The 5,174-nt window shown below is 68.6% G+C and carries 6 protein-coding genes; 5 read left to right on the forward strand and 1 reads right to left on the reverse strand.

The annotated features are described in order from the left end of the window. The first annotated feature begins 9 nt into the window (after nucleotides 1-9). From ACTHL9_RS00770 to ACTHL9_RS00790, 5 genes are all read left to right on the forward strand, one after another. Nucleotides 10-1,527, forward strand: coding sequence for a xylulokinase (locus ACTHL9_RS00770; RefSeq protein WP_440516723.1), 1,518 nt, complete (start codon nucleotides 10-12; stop codon nucleotides 1,525-1,527). After that, the gene (locus tag ACTHL9_RS00775) at nucleotides 1,524-2,768 is read left to right on the forward strand and encodes a D-arabinono-1,4-lactone oxidase (protein WP_440516718.1); all 1,245 of its coding nucleotides are present in this window, start codon (nucleotides 1,524-1,526) and stop codon (nucleotides 2,766-2,768) included. Before ACTHL9_RS00770 ends, ACTHL9_RS00775 begins: the two co-directional genes overlap by 4 nt. 118 nt (nucleotides 2,769-2,886) lie before the next feature. Continuing rightward, the gene (locus ACTHL9_RS00780; RefSeq protein WP_440516719.1) at nucleotides 2,887-3,321 is read left to right on the forward strand and encodes an SRPBCC domain-containing protein; all 435 of its coding nucleotides are present in this window, start codon (nucleotides 2,887-2,889) and stop codon (nucleotides 3,319-3,321) included. Continuing rightward, entirely contained in the window at nucleotides 3,318-3,467 is a 150-nt protein-coding gene (locus tag ACTHL9_RS00785) for a hypothetical protein (protein WP_440516720.1), read from the forward strand. The genes ACTHL9_RS00780 and ACTHL9_RS00785 overlap by 4 nt, the downstream gene beginning before the upstream one ends. Nucleotides 3,468-3,540: 73 nt before the next feature. Next, the gene (locus tag ACTHL9_RS00790; RefSeq protein WP_440516721.1) at nucleotides 3,541-3,789 is read left to right on the forward strand and encodes a hypothetical protein; all 249 of its coding nucleotides are present in this window, start codon (nucleotides 3,541-3,543) and stop codon (nucleotides 3,787-3,789) included. Nucleotides 3,790-3,813: 24 nt separating this feature from the next. On the opposite strand, the gene ACTHL9_RS00795 is transcribed toward ACTHL9_RS00790, so the two are convergent. Then, a complete protein-coding gene (locus ACTHL9_RS00795; protein ID WP_440516722.1) occupies nucleotides 3,814-5,049 on the reverse strand; it encodes an IS110 family transposase in 1,236 nt (411 codons plus the stop codon). Nucleotides 5,050-5,174: the final 125 nt, after the last annotated feature.

A 5,174-nucleotide genomic window follows, 5' to 3' on the forward strand; every position in this document is an offset into this window, starting at 1 on the left:
GCGGCGATCATCCCGCTGGTGGCCGGAGTCGACAGCCCCACCCCGCCCTGCAAGGTTTTTTGTCGCGAGGCCGACACGGGAGCGGTTGTGGGCTTCGGCTCGGCGCCGCACCCGTCCGGAACAGAAGTCCACCCCGACGCGTGGTGGGACGCGCTCCAAGCCGCCATCGCAGCGGCGGGCGGGATCGACGATGTCGCCGCCATCTCGGTGGGCGGCCAGCAGCACGGCATGGTCTGCCTCGACGAGGACGGCGAGGTCGTGCGGCCCGCGCTGCTGTGGAACGACACCCGCTCGGCTGCCGCCGCGGCGTCGCTGATCAAGGAAGCAGGTGCGGAGGCGGGCGACGGCGAGATCCTCGCCGGTGCCCAGTGGTGGGCCGAGACGACCGGCACCGTTCCGGTCGCTTCGATCACCGCCACGAAGCTGCGCTGGCTCGCCGAGAACGAGCCGGAGAACGCGGCGCGCACCGCGGCGGTGTGCCTCCCGCACGATTGGCTGTCGTGGCGACTGGCCGGCCACGGGCCGAAGAGCCAAGGCCTCGAGCCCGCCCTCGAGTCCCTCACGACCGACCGCTCGGACGCGTCCGGCACGGGCTACTTCTCTCCCGTCACGAACCAGTACCTCCCGGACGTCCTCGAGCGGACCCTCGGCCACATCCCGGTGCTTCCGCGGGTGCTGGGGGCGCTCGAGGCCGGAGGGCGCACGCGCTTCTCGTCGCAGACGGATGCGGTGATCGGCCCCGGTGCCGGCGACAACGCCGGAGCGGGCCTGGGCGTAGGCGCCTCGCTGGGCGACGTCGTCGTCTCTCTTGGCACCTCGGGGACGGTCTTCGCGGTAGCCGCAGAGCCGACGTCGGACGCCTCCGGGCTCGTGGCCGGCTTCGCCGACGCGACCGGACACTACCTCCCGCTCGCCTGCACGCTCAACGCCTCGCGGGTGCTCGACGCGACGGCGAGCCTGCTCGGCGTCACCCTCCCCGAGCTCACACAGCTCGCGCTGGCGGCGCCCGTCGGCGCCGATGGCCTCACGCTCGTGCCGTACTTCGAGGGCGAGCGGACCCCGAACCTGCCGGACGCGACCGGTTCCCTCCAGGGCATCAGCCTGGGCAACTTCACACCGTCGAACCTCGCGCGGGCTGCTGTGGAGGGCATCGTCTGCTCGCTCGCCGATGGCCTCGCAGCACTCACCGCGCAGGGCGTCACGGCGGATCGCATCATCCTCGTCGGCGGCGGAGCGCGGTCCGAAGCGGTCCAGCTCGCGGCCGCGGGCATCTTCGGGCTCCCCGTGCTCGTCCCCGAGCCGGGGGAGTACGTGGCCGACGGCGCTGCCCGCCAAGCCGCGGCCGTCCTCCTGGGACGGTTCCCCGAGTGGGAAGATGCGGGGGCGACGACGGTCATCGCGCCTTCCGCGCCAGAGGTCCTCGCCCGATACCGTGCCGCGGCGGCTGCTCTCTACCCGACGACCGCTTTGTCCGCTAAGGAAGTTCTGTCCGCTAAGGAAGTTCTGTCCCCGAAGGAAGCACAATGAAGAACTGGGCTGGGAATCTCGAGTATTCGGCCGCGTCCGTTGAACGGCCGGAGTCCGTCGAGGAGCTCGCGGAACTCGTGGGCTCCGCGCAGCGGGTCAAGGCGCTCGGCTCGCGGCACTGCTTCAACGACGTGGCGGATACCGACGGCGTGCAGGTGGTGCTCGACCGCCTGCCCGGTTCGGTTGAGGTGGATTCGGAGCGGCGGGTCGCGCGCATTCCGGGTGGCATCACCTATGGCGATCTGGGCCTTGCGCTCGAGCGGGAGGGATTCGCCCTGCACAACATGGCCTCGCTCCCGCACATCTCCGTGGCGGGGGCCGTGCAGACGGGGACCCACGGCTCGGGGATGTCCAACCCTGCGCTTGCCTCGGCCGTGAAGGCCGTCGAGTTCGTGCGCGCCTCGGGCGAGGTGGAACGGCTCGAGGAGGGCGACGGCGACGGATTCCTCGGCAGCGTCGTAGGGCTCGGTGCCCTGGGGATCGTGACGGCGCTCGAGCTCGCCGTCGAGCCGACCTACACGGTGCGGCAGCAGGTCTTCGAGGACCTGCCCTGGGAGACGGTGCTCGCCGATTACGACGCCGTGGCCGGGGACGGGTACAGCGTCTCGTTGTTCACTGACTACGCCGGGGACACCGTGCCTCAGGTGTGGCGGAAGGTGCGGGTCGATTCGGAGCCCGGCCCCGCCCCGTCGTCATTTTTTGGGGCACGACCCGCGACCCGCGCGCGCCACCCCCTGCCCGAGATGGACGCAGTGAACTGCACCCAGCAGCTCGACGTGTCGGGGCCGTGGCTCGACCGGCTGCCGCACTTCCGGCACGAGTTCACGCCGAGCGCGGGCGACGAGCTGCAGACCGAGTACCTCCTGCCGCGGTCTTCCGCTGCCGAGGCGCTGCAGGCCGTCCGCGGGCTCGCGGCGAAACTTGCGCCGCTGCTCTTCGTGTCCGAGGTTCGGACGATCGCCGCGGACGAGTTCTGGCTCAGCCCGTCGTACCGCCAGGACAGTATGGCGCTGCACTTCACGTGGCGGCCGATGCAGCCCGAGGTCGAGGCGTTCCTGCCGGACCTCGAGGCCGCGCTCGCGCCGTTCGCCGCGCGTCCGCACTGGGGGAAGCTGTTCACGGTTCCGTCCACTGAGCTCGCCCGGGTGTATCCGCGCTTCGCCGATTTCCGGGAGCTCGTCGCGAAGCGCGATCCGGACGGAAAGTTCCGGAATGCCTACCTGGACCGCATCCTCGCCTAACCCTCCAACGTTTCGGGTGCACCAACTCGCCCTGTTTCAGCGTTTCGGGTGCACCAACTCCACGAGTCCTTGGCCCGCCCTGTCCGCGGGAGTACGTTGTGGCTCGAAGGAGGTCGACATGACGGCGACGAGGGATGCGGTGGCGTCGATGACAATCGCGGCAAACCGCGAGGCAGTGTGGGACGCCCTGACGAACCCCGATCAGATCAAGAAGTACTTCTTGGGTACGAACGTCGAGACGACGTGGGACGTGGGCAGCCGAATTACTTTCAGCGGCGAATGGCAGGGAAAGCAATATCAGGACCACGGTGAGGTCCTCGATTTCGAACCGCTCAACCGCCTGCGCATCAGCCACTACAGCCCCCTGGCCGGAAAACCCGATATTCCCGAGAATTACCACACCGTGGAGTACCGAGTTGAGGAAAATGGCATCGGTGCAAGCAAGGTGACGATCACCCAGGGAAACAACGGCAGCGAGGCGGAAGTCACCGAATCCGAGAAAACTTGGCAGTTGGTTCTCGAGAATCTGAAGGAGCTGTTGGAAGGGCGATGAAGCCGATCGTTCGCATCGTGGTGTTGGGCGCCCTCCTCGTCCTGGCCCGTTTCGCCGTCGCCTCCCTGCGGCGGCGGGCGCGCCGGACGGTGAAGCGCTCTCGCAGGACTGTGAAGCGTTCGATGCGTCGCCTCCGGCGGGGCTGACCTTCTCGGATACAGACCACCGCAAGGCGGGTATGGATCTGCAAGAGGGGCAGGATCTTGCAGGAGGCGTGCGATGAACGAGATGGAAGCGTGGTTCGAAGCGCAGAGGGTGGCGGGCGAGGCGCGCGCCGCGTCCGGCATCGAGATCGCCGCCATCGGGATCGTCCTCTTCTTCTTCGGGATCACCGTGCCGATGCGTCCGAACGTGAGCATTCTGCTCTCGTTCGCCTTGGTCATCATGGCGTTCGTCATGATCGCCTCGGGCAGGAAGAAGGCACGCCGGGCTATGGAAGGCCTCATGCGGGAGCTGCAGCGAGGGTGAGTTTCTGACGCGAAGATAGGTGGGTCAGGATGCCGTGGCGAGTGTGACTTGGTAGCCCATGGCCTCGAGTTGGTGGATGGCGCGGCTCTTGGTTCGGTCTGGGTGTAGGCGGTTGAAGAAGTCGGCTCCAGGGTCGTCGTAGAGGGTGCCGGTGGTGCCCATGTTCCAGATGGCCGTGAGCATGGAGTGCTGGATGGCGACGTTGGCCTTGAGCGGGCCACGGTGTGCGGCGATCCGTCGGTAGCGGGCGCCGAGGTAGGTGTCGGGGTGCTGGGCGCAGACCATCGCGGCGGAGCCGAGGGCGCCTTGGAGATAGGGGTTTCCGGGTCGGGTCCTGCTGGATTTGACCTTCCCGGCGGATTCGTTGTTCCCCGGGGCGGTCCCGGCCCAGGAGGCGAGGTGCTTGGCGGTGGGGAACCGGCTCATGTCAGCCCCGGTCTCGGCGACGACCACGTCCGCGATCACGGTGCTGATGCCGGGGATCGAGCGGATCAGCTCGTGGAAGGCGCGAAAAGGCTCCATGAGTGTCTCGATCCGTTCGGTGATCTGGTCGATGGCCGCGGTGTGCCGGTCGATCAGGTCCAGATGGACCCGGGCGAGGAACGCGTGGTGCTCGGTGAATCGGCCGGCCAGAGCCTGGGTCAGGGCCGGGATCTTCTGGCGCAGGCGCCCGTGGGCAAGCTGCGCCAGCTCCTGCGGGTCGCGTTTCCCGGCGATCAGGGCCTCGAGCATCTCCCGTCCCGAGACGCCGAGGACTTCGGAGGCGACAGCGGAGAGCTTGATCCCGCTGTCCTCGAGCAGCTTCTCCAGCCGTTGGGCTTCGCGGGTGCGTTCCCGGGTCAGCGCCAGGCGGGTCCGAGTCAGGTCCCGCAGCTGCCGGATCGGCTCGGGCGGGACGAACGAGGCCCGGATCAGCCCGTGGGCGCCCAGCTGTGCCAGCCAGGTAGCGTCCGCGACGTCGGTCTTGCGGCCCGGGACGTTCCTGGCGTGCCGGGCATTGACCAGCATCAGCTCGAACCCGGCGTCCTCGAGCAGGTAGTAGAACGGCTTCCAGTAGTCCCCGGTGGCCTCCATCACCACGCAGGTGACGCCCTCGGCGACGAGGTGGTCGCGCAGGGCCAGTATCTGGGCGGTCATCGAGGACCACGTCGTGACCGTCTCGACCGTCCTGCCGGGCCCCGACCCCGCGATCCGGACGCAGACCTTCGCGTCCCGCTTGGAGATGTCGATCCCGGCGCACCGGGAGTGGATGACTTCCATCGCCCCGCTCCTTTCCTGCAGGCTGACCGAACCGTCCGTCGCGGGAGGGCAGGAGAATCATCAGTCTGACGCGCGGGCTCGAAGGCACCAATCCACGGTTCCCGTGGGGCCCTCCGCCACCATGC

It is taken from the genome of Sinomonas sp., assembly GCF_051955515.1.
In the GTDB taxonomy this organism is placed as follows: domain Bacteria; phylum Actinomycetota; class Actinomycetes; order Actinomycetales; family Micrococcaceae; genus Sinomonas.